Raw genomic sequence first — 17,171 nt, forward strand, 5'->3', positions numbered from 1 at the left:
GCGCGGCGTCGTTCGACACCGCGCCACCGATCGGGCAACTACCCGCGGATCATGTTGCGCAGCACGTACTGCAGGATGCCGCCGTTGCGGTAGTAGTCGGCCTCACCGGGGGTATCGATGCGGACGACCGCGTCGAAGGTGGTGACCTTGCCGTCTTCGGCGGTGGCGGTGACCTTGACGGTCTTGGGGGTGACACCCTCGTTGAGGGCGGTGATGCCCTCGATGTCGAAGGTCTCGGTGCCGGTCAGGCCCAGCGACTGAGCCGACTCGCCCTGCGGGAACTGCAGCGGCACAACGCCCATACCGATGAGGTTGGAGCGGTGGATGCGCTCGAACGACTCGGTGATGACGGCCTTCACGCCCAGCAGGCTGGTGCCCTTGGCGGCCCAGTCACGCGAGGAGCCCGAACCGTATTCCTTGCCACCGAGCACGACCAGCGGGATGCCGGCGGCCTGGTAGTTCTGCGAGGCGTCGTAGATGAACGCCTGCGGGCCACCTTCCTGGGTGAAGTCGCGGGTGTAACCACCCGAGACATCGTCGAGCAGCTGGTTGCGCAGCCGGATGTTGGCGAAGGTGCCACGGATCATGACCTCGTGGTTACCGCGCCGCGAGCCGAGCGAGTTGTAGTCCTTGCGGGCCACACCGTGCGAGTCCAGGTACTGCGCGGCCGGGGTGCCCGGCTTGATCGGACCGGCCGGGGAGATGTGGTCGGTGGTGACCGAGTCGCCCAGCAGCGCAAGGACGCGGGCGCCCTTGATGTCGGTGACCGGGTCGGGATCCATCTTCATGCCCTCGAAGTACGGTGCCTTGCGGACGTAGGTCGAGTTCTCGTCCCACGCGAAGGTGTCGCCCTCCGGGGTGGACAGGTTCTGCCAGCGCTGGTCGCCGTCGAAGATGGTGGCGTAGGAGTCGCGGAACATCTGCTGGTTGATCGAGGACTTGATGGTGTCGTCGATCTCCTGGGCCGAGGGCCAGATGTCCTTCAGGAAGACATCGTTGCCGTCGGAGTCCTTGCCGAGCGGGTCGGTCTCGAAGTCGAAGTCCATGGTGCCCGCGAGCGCGTAGGCGATGACCAGCGGCGGGGAGGCCAGGTAGTTCATCTTCACGTCGGGGGAGATGCGGCCCTCGAAGTTGCGGTTACCCGACAGCACGGCGGTGACCGAGAGGTCGTTGTCGTTGATCGCGGCCGAGATCTCCTCGGGCAGCGGGCCGGTGTTACCGATGCAGGTGGTGCAGCCGTAGCCACCCACGTAGAAGCCGAGCTTCTCGAGGTAGGGCCACAGGCCGGCCTTCTCGTAGTAGTCGGAGACGACCTGCGAACCCGGCGCCATGTTGGTCTTCACCCACGGCTTGGTCGACAGGCCCTTCTCGACGGCGTTGCGGGCGAGCAGCGCGGCGCCGAGCATGACCGACGGGTTCGAGGTGTTGGTGCAGGAGGTGATGCCCGCGACGACGACGGCGCCGTGGTCGAGGACGAAATCACCGTGCTCGGCGGAGCGCACCGCGACCGGCTTGGACGGGCGGCCCTTGGCGCCGTTGGCGGCCGAGTGGGCGGGCGAGGAGTCGCCGGCGTGGTCGGCCGAAACGGCGACCGGGTCGGAGGCCGGGAAGGTCTCGTCGACACCCTCGTCCAGCGCGGTGTAGTCGCCGCTGACGTAGTCGGCGATGTCGGCGCGGAAGGCCGACTTCGACTCGCTGAGCAGGATGCGGTCCTGCGGGCGCTTCGGGCCGGCGATGGACGGCACGACGGTGCTCAGGTCCAGCTCCAGGTACTCCGAGTACGCCGGCTCCTTGTCGGCGTCGTGCCACATGCCCTGTTCCTTGGCGTAGGCCTCGACGAGCGCGAGCTGCTCGTCGGACCGGCCTGTCAGGCGCAGGTAGTTGATGGTCTCCTCGTCGATCGGGAAGATCGCCGCGGTGGAACCGAACTCGGGGCTCATATTGCCGAGGGTGGCGCGGTTGGCCAGCGGGACCTCGGAGACGCCCTTGCCGTAGAACTCGACGAACTTGCCGACCACACCGTGCTTGCGCAGCATGTCGGTGACGGTGAGCACCACGTCGGTGGCGGTGACGCCCGGCTTGATCTCACCGCTGAGCTTGAAGCCGACGACGCGCGGGATGAGCATGGAGACCGGCTGACCGAGCATCGCGGCCTCGGCCTCGATGCCGCCGACGCCCCAGCCCAGCACACCGAGGCCGTTGACCATGGTGGTGTGCGAGTCGGTGCCCACACAGGTGTCGGGGTAGGCCTGGCCGTTGCGGACCATGACGGTGGGCGCCAGGTACTCGATGTTGACCTGGTGCACGATGCCCATGCCCGGGGGGACGACCTTGAAGTCGTCGAAGGCGCCCTGGCCCCAGCGCAGGAACTGGTAACGCTCGCTGTTGCGCTCGTACTCGAGGTCGACGTTGCGCTCGAGGGCGTCGGCGCGGCCGAAGACGTCGAGGATCACCGAGTGGTCGATGACCATGTCGGCGGGGGAGAGCGGGTTGACCTTGCTCGGGTCGCCACCGAGGACGGTGACGGCCTCACGCATGGTGGCCAGGTCGACGATGCAGGGCACGCCGGTGAAGTCCTGCATGATCACGCGCGCGGGGGTGAACTGGATCTCGACGCTCGGCTGCGCCGAGGGGTCCCAGTTCGCGATCGCGCGGATGTGATCGGCGGTGATGTTGGCGCCGTCTTCGGTGCGCAGCAGGTTCTCCGCCAGCACCTTCAGGGCGTAGGGCAGCTTCTCGGTGCCGGGAACAGCCGAGAGACGGAAGATCTCGTAGGAGTTGCTTCCGACCTCGAGCGTGCCTTTGGCGCCGAAGGTATCGATACTCTTCGTCACGTCAGCTCCACTCATTGGTGAGGGTGTGCCGCCGGCGGGGCTGTGCCGGCGGCTCGCGTCTTCGGAGGGGGATCCGGCGCCGTGAGATGCCGGTTTCCTCGCCGTACGAGCCTAACAGTACGCTTGTCCTATGAAATAATCGGGGCGCCGCGTCAGCTCATGGCGTGCCGTGGCGACCGGTTCCCGCGCGCCGTCGCGTACTGTGCCTGTCGAGCGAGTCGGGGACAGACGCAGTGACGCTCACCTTGGCAGTGTTGGATGCCCGTCGCATCGCGACCGGGGCTCGACAGACCGGATGGAAAATGACCGTCTTGCACACCTTTGCGCCGATGGCCGTCGAACTGCCGCCGAACACGGATCTGGGCAGTCTCCGCTCCGACCTCGCCGACAACCACGTGGCCGCGCCCAAGGGCAAGGATCAGCAGGAACTGGCCGCGATCGTCGCCGAGGCGCGTGCGGACGGCATTCCGCTCAGTGTTGTCGTCGTTCCCGGTAATCCCGGCCACGATTCGAGCCTACGTGACCTGGCCACCGAGCTGGGCAAGAACGCCGAGGGCACGGTCGCGGTGCTCAGTGACGACTGGATCGGCACCTACAGCGACGACATCAGTCGTGTCCGGCTCGAGTGGGCCGAGGACGTGGCCAAGTACCGGGGCAACCACCCGGAGGAGGCCGTGTCGGCGTTCGTCGGCCGCCTCGAGCAGCCCGAGGGTGTGTCGTGGGGCGCCGTCACCGGCGTGATGCTGGCGCTGACCGTCCTGGTGATCGCGGGGCTCTACTTCGTGAAGGCCCGGCGTGGCCCGGACGACGATGCGGTCGTCGCCGCGGGCGACGATGCGGGTTCTCTCCGTTAACTGGTTTCTCTCCAGTCACATTTCCAAACCTTCGGTCTGTTTCTGTGGGCCGAAACATGGCGCACCTCAGGCTAACGCCGGGCAATCTCCGAATTGGTGTCCCGTCATGCCGTGGCAGTTGTTTCCTTTGTGAAATATGTGTCGTACGGTAGCGATGATCGCGATCGGGAAAGCAGTGGTACAGGGGGCATTGGTCGACCCTTGGGGTCGCTGAGTCGGCTGATGCGCCAGTGGCGTATGTCGAGTCGAGTCACTCGGAGGTGCCGTGCGCGGTGCGAGCGGGCAGGATCAACCAGGGCGGTTACGGGTAGCGATAGGATTGCTGGCGGTGCTGGCTGTCGTCGTGACCGCGGGTCCGACGGCGGCCGTACCGCCGCCACCGCCGAACCCGTCCGACAGCGAGATCGCGGGCGCGGGCGCCGAGGTCGACGCGCGCGTCGGCGAGATCGGCGCCCTCATCAACCGGGTAGCCGCCGCCGATCAGCAATTGCGTGCCCTCGACGACGCCCTCGCGGGCAAGCGTGAGGCCGTCAACCAGGCGCTCGTCGATCTGCAGACGGCTCGCGACGCCGCAGGCGCGGCGGCCGCCGCCGTGGCCGACACGCAGACCCAGCTCGCCGACGTCGGCGCGAAAGTCGTCGCCGCCCGAGGCGATTTCGATCAGCTGGCCACCCAGGCCTATGTGCGTCCGTCGTCCAGTTCGGTGGTCACCTATTTCGCGTCGTCCACGCCGGACGCGGCGATGGATCGCGCGCAGGTGCTGAGCATGGTGTCGAAGAATCAGCGCCAGGTGCTCGACGATCTGCGACGCGCCCAGATCGCCCAGGCCAACCAGAACGCCGCGGCCCGCCAGGCCAAGGCCGACGCCGATGCCGCCGCGAGTGCGGCCGAACAGAAGAAGCACGCCGCCCAGGCCGCCGTCGACGTCGCCGAGGCCGAGTTCGCCAACCAGGCCGCCGCCCGTGACACCCTCCAGCGCGACCGCGCCGCCGCCCAGATCGCCCTCGACACCGCCCGCTCGACGGTGGCAGGCCTGCAGAGTCAGCGCGAGATCTTCCTCGACTGGGACGATCAGCAGAAGGCCCAGCTCTCCGCCCTGCTCGCCGCCGCCAACGCGGCCGCCGCCCGCGCCGCCGCCGACCAGGCCGCCCGCGACCGTGCCGCCCGCCTCGGCGAGGACCAGCGCCCGCACACCGACCTGGAATCGACACCGACCGCACCGCGAAAATCCAAACCCCGATCGACGACACCGCAGGTCACCGGCTCGGCCGCGATCGAGACCGTGATCGACCGCGCCATGTCCCAGCTCGGCGTGAGCTACGCCTGGGGCGGTGGCGACGAGGAAGGACCCACCCTCGGCATCCGCGACGGCGGCGTCGGCGACTCGCACGGCGACTACAACAAGGTCGGCTTCGACTGCTCCGGCCTGATGCTCTACGCCTTCGCGGGCATCGGTGTCTTGCTGCCGCACTACAGCGGCTACCAGTACAACGCGGGCACCCGGGTCCCCGTCGAGGAACGCGAACGCGGCGACATGCTGTTCTGGGGCCCCGGCGGCAGCCAGCACGTCGCGCTCTACCTCGGCGACGGGACGATGATCGAGGCGCCCGAATCCGGTGACGTGGTGAAGATTTCGCCCGTGCGCGAAGGCGGCATCATGCCGTACGCGGTGCGCATCGTCACCGAGTGAGCGGCAGCGGGCTCGGCGCGCGTGGTCGCGGCCGAGCCCGCCGTATTCAGTGACCGATCGCGGCGGGAGGGCGCACGACTTCGGTCATCGTCGCGGAGACGATCACGTTCGACAGGTACCGCCGTTCGTCTCGGTCGAACGACCCGCCACAGGTGATGAGTCGCAGGTGTGCGGCATCGTCGGCGGCGAACACACGATCGGTGGGGAATCGGTCCTTCGCCACGACTTCCGTGCGGTCGACGACGAAACGGGTGACGCTGCCGTCCTGTCTGGTCACCAGGATTTCGGCACCTGCGGTCAGCTCACCGAGGTGGAAGAAGACCGCGGGACCGTCCGCCGAGTCGACGTGGCCGAGGATCACCGCGGCACCGGCCTCACCGGGACTGGCACCGGGCGAGAACCATGACGCGTGGTCGAAATATGCCGGTGCCGCGAGAGCTCCTGTCGCGGTGGTGCCGCTGGTGCCAAGTGTCGTGTCCAATCCGAGCTCGGGGATGCGTAGTCGCACCGGTGCCGATCTGCCCAGCGGCTGCGCGGCGGGGACGGCGACGGCGGCTGTCGTCGCCGTGCCCGCCGGAGGCGATGCTGCCTGTCGCGGCTCGCTGGTCGCGGCGAGGACGAACAGCCCCGCCGCCACCGCGACCAGGGTGGCCCCGACCAGCGCGGCCACCGAGGATCTGGACCACGTCGAGGTCGGTGGATGGGCCGTCATGCCAAGCTGTTTCGTTGTCCGGAACGTCGGCTCCACACAGCCGCCAGGGCCGCGCCGAGCAGTGCGAGCAGCCCGAGTCCCGCCAGCGGCAACCGCTCGTCGAGCAGCCGTCCACCCGAGCCGGTCTCCGGAGCGCCCGACGCCGACGCGTACCCGTTCCGCGCCTGCGAGTCGCCGGCTGCGGTCGGCAGGTTTCGCGGCGATCCGTCCGCACCGCTGCTCGCCTGGGGTCCCGCGCCACCGTCGCCCGACGCGTGCCCGGGCAGCGCGGGCACGGCTGCGGTTCCGGGGCCACCCGGAGCCGCGGGCTCACCCGCTTCCGGCGCCCTCTGCGTCGCACCACCGGAGCCCGCCCCCAGTAGCGCACCCCCAGCTCCCAGGCTCCCGAGCGCCGCGCTGCCGACTGCCGCACTGCCCGCCGCCAGCGCGCTCCCTGTCGCCGCGCTGCCCGCCCCGAGTGCGCTGCCTGTGCCGAGTGCTGCGCTGCCGGTGGCCGCACTGCCTGCGCCGAGTGCAGCGCTGCCGGTGGCCGCACTGCCCGCCCCGAGTGCGCTGCCTGTGCCGAGCGCTTCGCTGCCGACTCCCGCGCTGCCGGTGGCCGCGCTGCCGACGCCTGCGCTGCCGATTCCGAGGATCAGGGCGAGCGTTTCCGAGCTGCTGCCGAGTCCGAGGGCACCGGCCGCGCTTCCCGTGCCCAACAGGGTGCCGAGGGCGACCCCAGCGCTGCCGGTCGCCGCCGCGCTGCCGCCGTCGAGCAGAGCAAGCAGGACCCCGAGGCCGGATGCCGCGCTACTGCCTGTGGCGGCACTGCCCGAGGCGAGCAGGCTCGCCGCGGACCCCGCGCCGAGCGCGCTTCCCGCACCCAGTGCTTCAGCGCTGCCTGCGGCCAGACCGCTACCGGCCCCGAGTGTTTCGGCGCTGCCTGCGCCGAGTGCGCTACCGGTGCCCAACGCTCCGGCGCTGCCTGCACCGACTGCGCTACCGGTGTCGAGGGCTTCGGCGCTGCCCGCACCGATCGCGCTGCCGGTGCCGAGGGCTTCGGCGCTGCCGGTGGCCAAGGCGCCACCGGCATCCAGAGCGGAGCTGCCCGCTCCGAGAGTGCTGCCGGTGGTCGGCGCGTCAGCTGCTCCTCCGGCGCTGCCCACACCGAGACCGAGAGGTTCGGAACTGCCCGTGGCCGAGCCGAGTTGGGCGCCCGCGCCCGGGTTTACGCTGCCGAGCGCGGAGCCGAGACCAGCCGAGCCGGTGTCGAGCCCGATGATGCCGGGCAAGTTCAGGGGGTCGGCGCCTGCGGGAGGTGCCGCGGCGAGCGCGAAGGTGGTGGCAGTGGCCAGAACCGCCAACGACAGCAAACTTCTGGGGAACTTGAAGGGGGAGTACGGCTGCATGAGGTCACCTTCTTGGAAAGAACAATCCGCCAGACCGGAACTGGTCCGATATCCGAAACCAGCTCCGGATACACGCCATAAAACTCGTCACGAGCGCGGTGAAATACCAGGTAGGGGTGTGTTTGAGAACACTGCCTACCGGGACGGCGGCGCGACCTGCGGTTTGCATGGCAACCGAACGCAAACCGTTACCTGGGTTAACGAATGCGAGCCGAATCATGTTGCCGACTATTTGCGGCTGTGATCCGTTGCTCTTCCTCACAGCGGGTCCCCCTCGCGTCGGACGGGCGAGCGGTGACCCCTGTGCGTAGGGTGGCGGGCATATCGAGCCGGGCCGGGTAGTACGACGAATTCGCGTTCACTCCTGGCCGGTTGCGGCGCACCGGGCGATTCAATGGAATAGTTGGGGCCGCACGCACAGGACCAAAGCGAAAGCGGGGATGTTGGTGACTTCGACGGAAGGTGTGAGCGGGCCGAAGCTGGCGAAGGACGCCGGTACGGCAACGCCGAGCACCCTGGAGCGTGACGTCCAGACTCTCGAGAAGGCGATCTACGAGGTCAAGCGGGTTATCGTCGGCCAGGATCGGCTCGTCGAGCGTTTGCTCGTCGGTGTGCTCGCCCGTGGCCACGTCCTGCTCGAGGGTGTGCCCGGCGTCGCGAAGACCCTTGCCGTGGAAACGTTCGCCAAGGTCGTCGGTGGTTCGTTCTCGCGGGTGCAGTTCACCCCCGACCTCGTGCCGACCGACCTGATCGGTACCCGCATCTACCGGCAGGGCCGCGAAGAGTTCGACACCGAGCTCGGCCCGGTGGTCGCCAACTTCGTGCTCGCCGACGAGATCAACCGCGCGCCCGCCAAGGTGCAGTCGGCCCTGCTCGAGGTGATGGCCGAGCGCAAGCTGTCGATCGGCGGCAAGACCTACCCGATGCCCGATCCGTTCCTGGTCATGGCGACCCAGAACCCGATCGAGAGCGAAGGCGTGTACCCGCTGCCCGAGGCGCAGCGCGACCGCTTCCTGTTCAAGGTCGTCGTGGACTACCCCTCCGTGGAGGAGGAGCGCGAGATCATCTACCGGATGGGTGTGAGCGCGCCGGAACCCAAGCAGATCCTCGAGCCCGAGGACATCATCCGCCTGCAGAAGGTGGCCGCCAACGTCTTCGTGCACCACGCGCTCGTCGACTACGTGGTCCGCGTCATCAGCGCCACCCGCACCCCGGCCGAGTTCGGCATGCCCGACGTGGCGAGCTGGATCTCCTACGGCGCCTCCCCGCGTGCCAGCCTGGGCATCATCGCCGCCGCCCGCTCGGTCGCGCTGATCCGTGGCCGCGACTACGTGGTGCCCCAGGACGTGGTCGAGGTGATCCCGGACGTGCTGCGTCACCGTCTGGTGCTGTCCTACGACGCACTGGCCGACGAGGTTTCGCCCGAGGACGTCATCAAGCGGGTGCTGCAGACCGTCGGTCTGCCGCAGGTCGCACCGCAGGCCGTCGGCGGCCCGCAGAACTCGCAGCCGCCGGTGCCCCAGCCGCCCGCTCCCCAGTCCCAGCCTGCGCCGCAGCCGGTGAACGGGCAGCAGTCCCAGCCCGCCGGCCACGTCGCACCCCAGTGAGTGCGCCGGAACCCGTTGCCCGCGTGCCCGAGCCGTCTCACGTACCGCCGTCGTTCCGGGCGGGTGAGCTGACCGATCCGAAACTGTCGGCCGCGCTGAAAACGCTCGAGCTGACGGTGCGCCGCCGTCTCGACGGTGTGCTGCACGGCGACCACCAGGGCCTCATCCCCGGCCCGGGTTCGGAGCCGGGGGAGGCGCGGCTGTACCAGCCGGGCGACGATGTGCGCCAGATGGATTGGTCGGTCACCGCCCGCACCACCCATCCGCACGTGCGGCAGATGATCGCCGACCGCGAGCTCGAGACCTGGCTCGTGGTCGACCTGTCGTCGAGTCTGGACTTCGGCACGGGGCGCGTGCAGAAACGCGACCTGGCGATCGCGGCGGCCGCGGCCATCACCCACCTCACCTCCGGCGGTGGCAACCGCATCGGTGCCGTCGTCGCGACCGGTCAGGATCTGATCCGGATTCCCGCGCGCGCCGGGCGCCTGCACGCCCAGACGATGCTGCGCGGCATCGCGACCACCCCGCACGCGCGCGACGGTGTGCGCGGCGACCTGAAGGCGGGCATCGAATCGTTGCGCCGCCCGCAGCGCAAACGTGGTCTGGCCGTGGTGATCAGCGACTTCCTCGGCGACGTGGACTGGCAGCGTTCGCTGCGCGCGATCTCGGCCCGCCACGACCTGCTCGCGGTGGAGGTGCTCGACCCGCTCGACATCGCCCTGCCCGACGGCGGTGATGTCGTGCTCCACGACCCCGAGACCGGGCACACCCGCGAATTCAGCGTCACCCCCACGCTGCGCGCGGATTTCGCCGCCGCGGCCAACGCGCAGCGCGAACAGGTGCATCAGGCGCTGCGCAGTTGTGGTGCGCCGGTGCTGACCCTGCAGACCGATCGGGACTGGATCGCCGACGTGGTCCGGTTCGTGTCCACCCGGCGCCACAATCTCGGCGCCCCGAGCGGGCGGGTGCCTCGCCAGTGAGTATTTCGCATTTCACCGCCGCCGCCTGGCTCGGTTTCCTCCTCGTCGTCGCGCTGCTCGTCCTCGGTTATGTGCTCGTGCAGCGCGCCCGCCACAAGCGGATGCTGCAGTTCGGCAACATGACCGTGCTCGAGCGGGTCGCGCCGTCGCGGCCGAGCCCGGTGCGGCACGTGCCGATCGCGCTGATCCTGGTCGGGCTGATCCTGCTCACCATCGCCGCCGCCGGGCCGACCGCCGTGCAGAAGGTGCCGCGCAACCGCGCGACGGTGGTGCTGGTGATGGACGTGTCGCTGTCGATGGAGGCCACCGATGTGCCGCCGAACCGGCTGCAGGTCGCGCAGGAAGCTGGCAAGGACTTCGTCGAGGGGCTGACCCCGGGTATCAACCTCGGTTTCGTCACGTTCGCCGGTACCGCGTCGGTGATGGTGTCGCCCACGACCAATCGTGAGGCGGTCAAGCACTCGATCGACAACATCAAGCTGGCCGAACGCACCGCCACCGGTGAGGGCATCCTGACGGCCCTGCAGTCCATCGACACCCTCGCCGCTGTCCTCGGTGGTGCGGAAACGCCGCCGCCCGCGCGCGTGGTGCTCATGTCGGACGGCAAGCAGACGGTGCCCGACGACAAGGACATCGACAACCCGCGCCACGGTTTCACTGCCGCCCGCCTCGCCAAGAACAAGGGCATCCCGGTGTCGACCATCTCCTTCGGCACGGAGTGGGGCACCGTCGAGATCCCCGATTCCGACGGCGGCGGCTCGCAGCGGGTGAAGGTTCCCGTGGACAACGACTCGCTGCGCGAGATCGCCGAGCTGTCCGGCGGCGACTTCTACACCGCCTCCTCCCTCGCCGAGCTCACCGCCGTCTACGACACTCTCGAAGAGCAGATCGGCTACGAGACCACCAGGGGCGATGCCAGCAGGCCGTGGCTGCTCGGCGGCATGTTGTTCGTCGCGGCGGGCGTGCTCGTCAGCTTGCTCTATCGTCAACGCCTGCCCTAGCTCCCCGTGCCCGGCGTTGTGAGCAGTCGCAACGGTGCGACCCTGACGCCGGGCCCACGAACCAGAACAGATAGGTTGGACCCTATGTCGAACGTCACATCCCGGTCGGTGCTGGTCACCGGCGGTAATCGCGGAATCGGTCTCGCGGTGGCCCAGCGCCTGCTCGCCGACGGGCACAAGGTCGCCGTCACCCATCGCGGGTCGGGCGTGCCCGAGGGACTGTTCGGGGTGAAATGCGATGTCACCGACAGCGAGTCGGTCGACCGGGCGTTCACCGAGGTCGAGGAACACCAGGGTCCGGTGGAGGTGCTGGTCGCCAATGCGGGCATCACCGACGACACGCTGCTCATGCGCATGACCGACGAGCAGTTCGAGCGCGTGATCGACGCGAACCTCACCGGTGCCTTCCGCTGTGCCAAGCGCGCCAACCGTGCCATGCTGCGGGCACGCTGGGGCCGGATGATCTTCCTCGGTTCCGTCGTCGGCCTCGGCGGTGGTCCCGGCCAGATCAACTACGCTTCCTCCAAGGCGGGCGTCATCGGTATGGCTCGCTCGATCACTCGCGAGCTGGGTTCGCGCTCGATCACCGCCAACGTCGTGGCGCCCGGTTTCATCGAGACCGATATGACCGCCGAGCTGCCCGACGACCTGAAGGAAACGGCGAAGAAGTTCATCCCGCTGCAGCGGCTCGGCCAGGCCGAAGAGGTGGCCGCCGTGGTCAGCTTCCTCGCTTCCGAGGACGCCCGCTATGTCTCCGGTGCGATCATCCCGGTCGACGGCGGCATGGGCATGGGCCACTGACCCGCTGACCGACTCCCCGTGGCGGGCGATCAGCCCGCCGCATCCCCGAATCGCAGGAGAACCGAAAACCCATGGGCGGACTGCTCGAAGGCAAGACCATCCTGATCACCGGCATCATCACCGATTCCTCGATCGCGTTCAGCGCGGCGGCGGTCGCGCAGGAGCAGGGCGCGAAGGTGATCATCACCGGCATCCCCGAGCGGCTGCGTCTCATCGACCGCATCGCCAAGCGGCTGCCGCAGGAGGTGCCTCCGGCCATTCCGCTGGACGTCACCAACGAGGAGAACCTCGGCGCGCTGGCCGACGCCATCCGTGAACTGGCGCCCGAGGGCGTCGACGGTGTGCTGCATTCGATCGCGTTCGCGCCCAAGACCCTGATGGGTCCCGACGCGGTGCCGTTCCTCGAGGGCCCCGGCCCCGATGTGGCCAAGTCCTTCGAGATCTCCGCCTGGAGCTACGCCTCTCTCGCCCGCGCCGTGCTGCCGGTGATGAACGAGGGCGGCTCGATCGTCGGCATGGACTTCGATCCGCGCGTGGCGATGCCGTACTACAACTGGATGGGCGTGTCCAAGGCCGCGCTCGAGTCGGTGAACCGGTACGTGGCCCGAGAAGTGGGCTACGCCAAGAAGATCCGCTCCAACCTGATCGCCGCGGGCCCGGTGAAGACCCTGGCCGCCAAGGCCATCGCCGGTACCGCCACCGACGACGCCAAGCAGCTGCGTCAGCTCGACGAGTACTGGGACGGCGCGTCGCCGATCGGCTGGGACGGCGCCGATGCGCGCGCCGTCGGCAAGTCGATCGTGGCGCTGCTCTCGGATTGGCTGCCCGCCACCACCGGCTCGATCATCTACGTCGACGGCGGCGCGAGCCACAACATGTGGTTCCCGGAGAACTTCACCTCCAACTGATGGCCGACGCGCTGCTGCTGCTGTCGTTCGGCGGCCCCGAGGGTCCCGAGGACGTGCTCCCGTTCCTGGAGAACGTCACCCGGGGCCGCGGGGTGCCGCCGGAACGGCTGGCCGAGGTCGCCGAGCACTACCTGCATTTCGGCGGGGTCTCGCCGATCAACGCCCTCAACCGGCAGATCATCACCGCGCTCGAGGCCGATCTGGCCGACGCGGGACTCGACCTGCCGGTGTATTTCGGCAACCGGAACTGGCATCCGATGGTGGAGGACACCGTCGCCACGATGACGGCCGACGGTGTGCGCTCGGCCCTTGTCTTCCCCACGTCCGCGTGGGGTGGGTACTCGGGCTGCCGTCAGTACGACGAGGACATCGCCCGTGCCCGCGCCGCCGTGGGTGACGGCGCGCCGGAACTGGTGAAGCTTCGCCAGTATTTCGACCATCCGCTGCTGATCGCCTCCTTCGCCGACGCCATCACCGCTGCGGTGCAACAGCTTCCGGCCGACCACCGCGAGGGCGCCCGTCTGGTGTTCACCGCGCACTCCATCCCCGTCGCCGCCGACAATGTCGCGGGACCGCCCGCCGACGGCGGCCGCCTCTACAGCAGGCAGGTGGCCGAAGCGGCCCGATTGTGTGCCGCCGCAGCCGGTTTCGCCGAGTACGACGTGGTGTGGCAGTCGCGCTCCGGTCCGCCGCAGGTGCCGTGGCTCGAACCCGACATCGTCGATCATCTGGATGTGTTGCACGGCAAGGGAATCGAGTCTGTCGTCGTGTGCCCGGTGGGATTCGTCTCTGATCATCTCGAGGTGATCTGGGATCTCGACAACGAGGCGGCCACCAGGGCCGGTGAACTCGGGATGGCCTTCGCGCGTGCCGCCACACCCGGTACCGATCCCCGTTTTCCCCGGATGATCGTGGAGCTGATCCAGGAGCGTCTCAGCGCGGGCGAGGTGCGTGAGCTGGGCGAAGTCCCCGGTTACGGCTGCACCGTCGACGGCGCGCTGTGCGCGGTCGGCTGCTGCGAGATGCCGAAGCGGCCCGCGCGGCCGTGAGCACAACCGCATAACCATTCACCGTCTGCCCGTCGAACGCGGGTAGGCTGGGCGGTTGTTGTGATCGACAGATCGGAGGCATCCGATGCGCTCGACAAAGCGCCGTCACGCGGCCGCGCTGCTCCTGCTGCCCGTCGCCGGGACGTTCGCCCTGGCCGGCTGCGGCGGCGATTCCGGGTACGAGACCGGCCCCGAACCGACCGAGCCGACCATTTCCCAACCGACCGTCGACAGCCTGTGCAGCATCCTCGACTCGCAGCAGGGCACCTGGAAGGCGCTCGGCCCGGAGGTCGGTCGGGTGGCGTTCAACGGAGCCATGCGCCTGTGGGCGCTGCGCGACACCACCGCCAATGCCGCCGTCTCCTACGACCGCTACGTGGTCGACGCGGTCACCAACCGCAGCTGCCCCGAGGTCCGCGCCGACACCCTCACCGTCCTCGACTACCCGGACATGAAGACCGCGCTGAACGGATTCTGAAGCGGCGGTTCCCCGTTCGCGCGGCAGGTGCGTTAGCATCGCCGGTGTTCATCGGCCGGGAGGGTCGAACATTCGTGACGGGGAGGTCCGATGATCAGTGCCGATATCGCCGAGATAATCCTTGCCAAGCCGGGCCGGGGTGGTCGTGGTGGCGGCGGCGCGCTCATTCCCGGCTGGTTGTGGCTGGTCCTACTCGTGATCGTGCTCATCGTGGCGCTCCTGATATTCCGTGCCTACCGGAGTAGCCAGAACCGCACCGCGCCATTCTTCCCGCCGCAACAGCCGCCGCCGCAACAGCTCCCACCCGGGCACCAGCAGCCCTACCCGCAGCAGACGCCGAACTACGGTCATCCGCAGGGCGGATACGCGCCACCGCAGGCGCCGTACCCGCCGCAGTATCCGCAGGGTCAGTACCCGCCCCAGCAGCCGATGCCCTACCCGCCCCAGCAGGCTCCGTACCCGAATCAGCCCCAGTATCAGCAGCCGTACCGCTGACCTGACACCGCCGGGAATCGCCTACAGCACAGGGCTTTCGGCGCCGACAACCGGATTCTGCTCGTCGACGACCCCGTGATCGGGCACGCATCGGGTGCCGCCCACCGCATCAGGCCGGTGGGCGAGCTGCGGCGTGGATGGCGACCAACCGCGCCTGACGAATCGTGTTCCACAGCGGACGCAGCAGTGATTCGTGGGCGCCGATGGCGGTGGCCGAGGTCGGTGACGATGCCGGTTCGTGTTCGGCGACAGTGAGAATCGCCGCGACGTGGTCGGCTGTGTCGAGAATGCGCTTGGCGCGCAACGGGATCGAGTCGGGGTACGCGTGCTTGGCGTAGGCGGCGAGTTGGGCTTCGATCTGCTCGCGCGGGTCGGCGTCGGACGGGCCGATCGAGGTGGTGTGCAGTTGCATGAGCGCGTCGGCGGCGTCGCGGACCGCTTCGCGCATCGTGTACTCGGCGGCGCCGAGGGTCATGTCCGGGTCGCCGACCGGCGGGACGATCACGCTGTAGACGGTCCACTGGAGGGTGTCGTCGTCGTCCCAGTGCGGGATCAGGCCGGTGCCCTCCTGGCCGGGAACGCCGATCAGGATGCCTTCCTCCGCGTCGATCGCGTCCGCGGCGAAGGCGCTGCCGACCGGCAGGCCGCGCACGTCGCCGGGTGCGGGCAGGACCAGGCGCAGGTGTGCGCCCGCAGGGGCCATCGCCTCACGGATCACCTTGAGCAGCGGCATGGCGCCGGTGCCGGGAAGGTCGCCGCGGGAGGTCCACGGTAGGTCGGTGCGGCCACCGGTGGCCGGGTCGCCTGCGGCGATGGTGTGGCGTGGCGCCCAGGCGTGCAGCGACTCCAGCACGTCGTCGGGCGCGCTGGTACCGGCCAGCCAGGAGCCGGCCCAGACCGTCAGCGTGGCACTGGGAGAGCACATAATCATCGAGCATAAAGGTTCGCCCGGATCCGTGTGCCGGGTCTGACCTGCGGTCGAGCTACTCGGGCTCGGTGACGAAGTCGATGAGCCGTTCCACCGCGCCGATCAGCGGTGCCTCGAGATCGCGGAACGAGTCGACCGCGTTGTACACCCGGCGCCACCCCTCCTGCGGGGTGCCCCAGCCGAGCCTGCGGCAGATGCCGGTCTTCCAGTCCTCACCGCGCGGCACCGTCGGCCAGGCGTCGATCCCGACGGCGGCCGGGCGCACCGCCTGCCACACATCGATGAAGGGGTGCCCGGTGACCAGGACGTGCGGGCCGAGCCCGGTGGTGAGCTGGGACTCCTTGGAACCGGTCACCAGGTGGTCGACGAGCACCCCGACCCGCGCCCCTGGCCCGGGTCCGAACTCGGTGAGCCGGGCGCCGAGATTGTCGAGCCCCTCGAGATGTTCGACGACCACGCCCTCGACCCGCAGATCATGGCCCCACACCCGCTCGACGAGCGCGGCGTCGTGCACGCCCTCCACCCAGATGCGGCTGCCGCGGGCCACCCGCGCGCGCAACCCCTCGACCCGCGTCGAGCCGGACGCGGAGCGGGTCGGCTGCTCGGGTGCGGTGACCTTCGGCCGGACCAGCGTCACCGGTTTGCCGTCGATCAGGAACGCCGCCTCGCGCAGCGCGAACAGGCGCACCGCCCCACGCCCGTCCTCGAGTTTCACGAACTCGCCGTCGTAGCTGCGGTCGAAACCGACTACGGCGCCGCAGAATCCGCTCGCCGCGTCCTCGACCACCAGATCCCGTTCGGCCGCCACCTGCGGTACCGGCGTCTTCTTCGTCCGGTTGTGGCCTGCGTAGATATCGCCGCCGTACATGTCACGCGCACTCACCCGCCCGAGCTTAGAGCCGCCGGCGCCGGGGTAGCGGGAGCGGCGCGCGAAAACCGTTGGACCACAAGATCGGCTTCGGGGGCGGCGACCCTGCCCGCGACGGCCCGATCGGGGCTAGGCTTGGGTGGTGGCCGCAATAATCTGGCTGATCGCGGGCCTCGTGCTGGCGGCGGCCGAAATGCTCACCGGGGATCTCACGCTGCTCATGCTCGGAGTGGCGGCATTGGCCACCGCGGGTGTCAGCGCCACCGCTGGACTGCCGCTGTGGGGTGACGCGCTCGTCTTCGGCGCGATGGCCGGGGTGTTGTTCCTCGGGGTTCGCCCGGTGCTGCGCCGCAGGTTCGGTACCCCACCGCCCACACCGACGAATGTCGATGCGCTGACCGGAAAGTCGGCGCTCGTTCTCGAGGACGTCGCCGAATATTCGGGCCGGGTCAAACTCGGTGGCGAAGTGTGGACGGCGCGTCCGCTCGATCCGAGCGAAGTCTACGAAGCCGGTGTGACCGTCTATGTGATGAAGATCGACGGCGCCACCGCCGTCGTCTGGAAGGGTCCTTAGAGTC

16 protein-coding genes are annotated in these 17,171 nt (G+C 69.1%); 11 read left to right on the forward strand and 5 right to left on the reverse strand.

Going from position 1 to position 17,171, the window contains the following annotated elements; all coding sequences use genetic code 11:
• Nucleotides 1-38: 38 nt before the first annotated feature.
• Nucleotides 39-2,834, reverse strand: coding sequence for an aconitate hydratase AcnA (acnA, locus tag AB0I19_RS08610; RefSeq protein WP_357146167.1), 2,796 nt, complete (start codon nucleotides 2,832-2,834; stop codon nucleotides 39-41).
• A gap of 302 nt (nucleotides 2,835-3,136) precedes the next feature.
• Between acnA and AB0I19_RS08615 the strand changes: the two genes are divergently transcribed.
• Nucleotides 3,137-3,688 carry a DUF6676 family protein gene (locus AB0I19_RS08615; RefSeq protein ID WP_357146169.1) on the forward strand — a complete coding sequence of 184 codons (552 nt, stop codon included), beginning with the start codon at nucleotides 3,137-3,139 and terminating at the stop codon, nucleotides 3,686-3,688.
• A 328-nt stretch (nucleotides 3,689-4,016) separates the two neighbouring features.
• Nucleotides 4,017-5,378, forward strand: coding sequence for an NlpC/P60 family protein (locus AB0I19_RS08620; RefSeq protein WP_357146172.1), 1,362 nt, complete (start codon nucleotides 4,017-4,019; stop codon nucleotides 5,376-5,378).
• A 46-nt stretch (nucleotides 5,379-5,424) separates the two neighbouring features.
• Here AB0I19_RS08620 and AB0I19_RS08625 read toward each other — a convergent pair whose 3' ends face one another.
• Entirely contained in the window at nucleotides 5,425-6,090 is a 666-nt protein-coding gene (locus AB0I19_RS08625) for a class F sortase (RefSeq protein WP_357146175.1), read from the reverse strand.
• Nucleotides 6,087-7,478: a hypothetical protein gene (locus tag AB0I19_RS08630; protein WP_357146178.1), complete on the reverse strand. Its 1,392-nt coding sequence runs from the start codon at nucleotides 7,476-7,478 to the stop codon at nucleotides 6,087-6,089. Before AB0I19_RS08630 ends, AB0I19_RS08625 begins: the two co-directional genes overlap by 4 nt.
• Before the next feature lie 440 nt (nucleotides 7,479-7,918).
• Here AB0I19_RS08630 and AB0I19_RS08635 point away from each other — a divergent pair, with 440 nt between their 5' ends.
• The 8 genes from AB0I19_RS08635 (at nucleotide 7,919) to AB0I19_RS08670 (ending at nucleotide 14,797) form a co-directional block, all read left to right on the forward strand.
• Nucleotides 7,919-9,085, forward strand: a complete 1,167-nt coding sequence (locus AB0I19_RS08635; RefSeq protein ID WP_067635964.1) for a MoxR family ATPase — start codon at nucleotides 7,919-7,921, stop codon at nucleotides 9,083-9,085.
• 23 nt (nucleotides 9,086-9,108) lie between these two features.
• Nucleotides 9,109-10,065: a DUF58 domain-containing protein gene (locus tag AB0I19_RS08640; RefSeq protein WP_357146181.1), complete on the forward strand. Its 957-nt coding sequence runs from the start codon at nucleotides 9,109-9,111 to the stop codon at nucleotides 10,063-10,065.
• The gene (locus AB0I19_RS08645) at nucleotides 10,062-11,066 is read left to right on the forward strand and encodes a VWA domain-containing protein (protein WP_067493759.1); all 1,005 of its coding nucleotides are present in this window, start codon (nucleotides 10,062-10,064) and stop codon (nucleotides 11,064-11,066) included. The genes AB0I19_RS08640 and AB0I19_RS08645 overlap by 4 nt, the downstream gene beginning before the upstream one ends.
• 84 nt (nucleotides 11,067-11,150) lie before the next feature.
• A complete protein-coding gene (fabG1, locus tag AB0I19_RS08650) occupies nucleotides 11,151-11,867 on the forward strand; it encodes a 3-oxoacyl-ACP reductase FabG1 (protein WP_181698087.1) in 717 nt (238 codons plus the stop codon).
• 71 nt (nucleotides 11,868-11,938) lie between these two features.
• A complete protein-coding gene (gene inhA / locus AB0I19_RS08655) occupies nucleotides 11,939-12,775 on the forward strand; it encodes an NADH-dependent enoyl-ACP reductase InhA (protein WP_067493763.1) in 837 nt (278 codons plus the stop codon).
• Nucleotides 12,775-13,824 carry a ferrochelatase gene (locus AB0I19_RS08660; protein ID WP_357146185.1) on the forward strand — a complete coding sequence of 350 codons (1,050 nt, stop codon included), beginning with the start codon at nucleotides 12,775-12,777 and terminating at the stop codon, nucleotides 13,822-13,824. The genes inhA and AB0I19_RS08660 overlap by 1 nt, the downstream gene beginning before the upstream one ends.
• Nucleotides 13,825-13,909: 85 nt before the next feature.
• Nucleotides 13,910-14,302 (forward strand): hypothetical protein, encoded by a 393-nt coding sequence (locus AB0I19_RS08665; protein ID WP_357146188.1) that lies wholly within the window; start codon nucleotides 13,910-13,912, stop codon nucleotides 14,300-14,302.
• Between the two features lie 90 nt (nucleotides 14,303-14,392).
• Nucleotides 14,393-14,797: a hypothetical protein gene (locus AB0I19_RS08670; RefSeq protein ID WP_357146191.1), complete on the forward strand. Its 405-nt coding sequence runs from the start codon at nucleotides 14,393-14,395 to the stop codon at nucleotides 14,795-14,797.
• Between the two features lie 109 nt (nucleotides 14,798-14,906).
• Here AB0I19_RS08670 and AB0I19_RS08675 read toward each other — a convergent pair whose 3' ends face one another.
• Together AB0I19_RS08675 and AB0I19_RS08680 are read right to left on the reverse strand one after the other, a co-directional pair.
• The gene (locus AB0I19_RS08675; protein ID WP_357146194.1) at nucleotides 14,907-15,722 is read right to left on the reverse strand and encodes a hypothetical protein; all 816 of its coding nucleotides are present in this window, start codon (nucleotides 15,720-15,722) and stop codon (nucleotides 14,907-14,909) included.
• A gap of 58 nt (nucleotides 15,723-15,780) precedes the next feature.
• The gene (locus AB0I19_RS08680) at nucleotides 15,781-16,593 is read right to left on the reverse strand and encodes a DUF3097 domain-containing protein (protein ID WP_357146713.1); all 813 of its coding nucleotides are present in this window, start codon (nucleotides 16,591-16,593) and stop codon (nucleotides 15,781-15,783) included.
• A 142-nt stretch (nucleotides 16,594-16,735) separates the two neighbouring features.
• Between AB0I19_RS08680 and AB0I19_RS08685 the strand changes: the two genes are divergently transcribed.
• The gene (locus tag AB0I19_RS08685; protein ID WP_357146197.1) at nucleotides 16,736-17,167 is read left to right on the forward strand and encodes an NfeD family protein; all 432 of its coding nucleotides are present in this window, start codon (nucleotides 16,736-16,738) and stop codon (nucleotides 17,165-17,167) included.
• Nucleotides 17,168-17,171: the final 4 nt, after the last annotated feature.

Origin of the sequence: Nocardia sp. NPDC050413 (assembly GCF_040655475.1) — a bacterium.
In the GTDB taxonomy this organism is placed as follows: domain Bacteria; phylum Actinomycetota; class Actinomycetes; order Mycobacteriales; family Mycobacteriaceae; genus Nocardia; species Nocardia coubleae.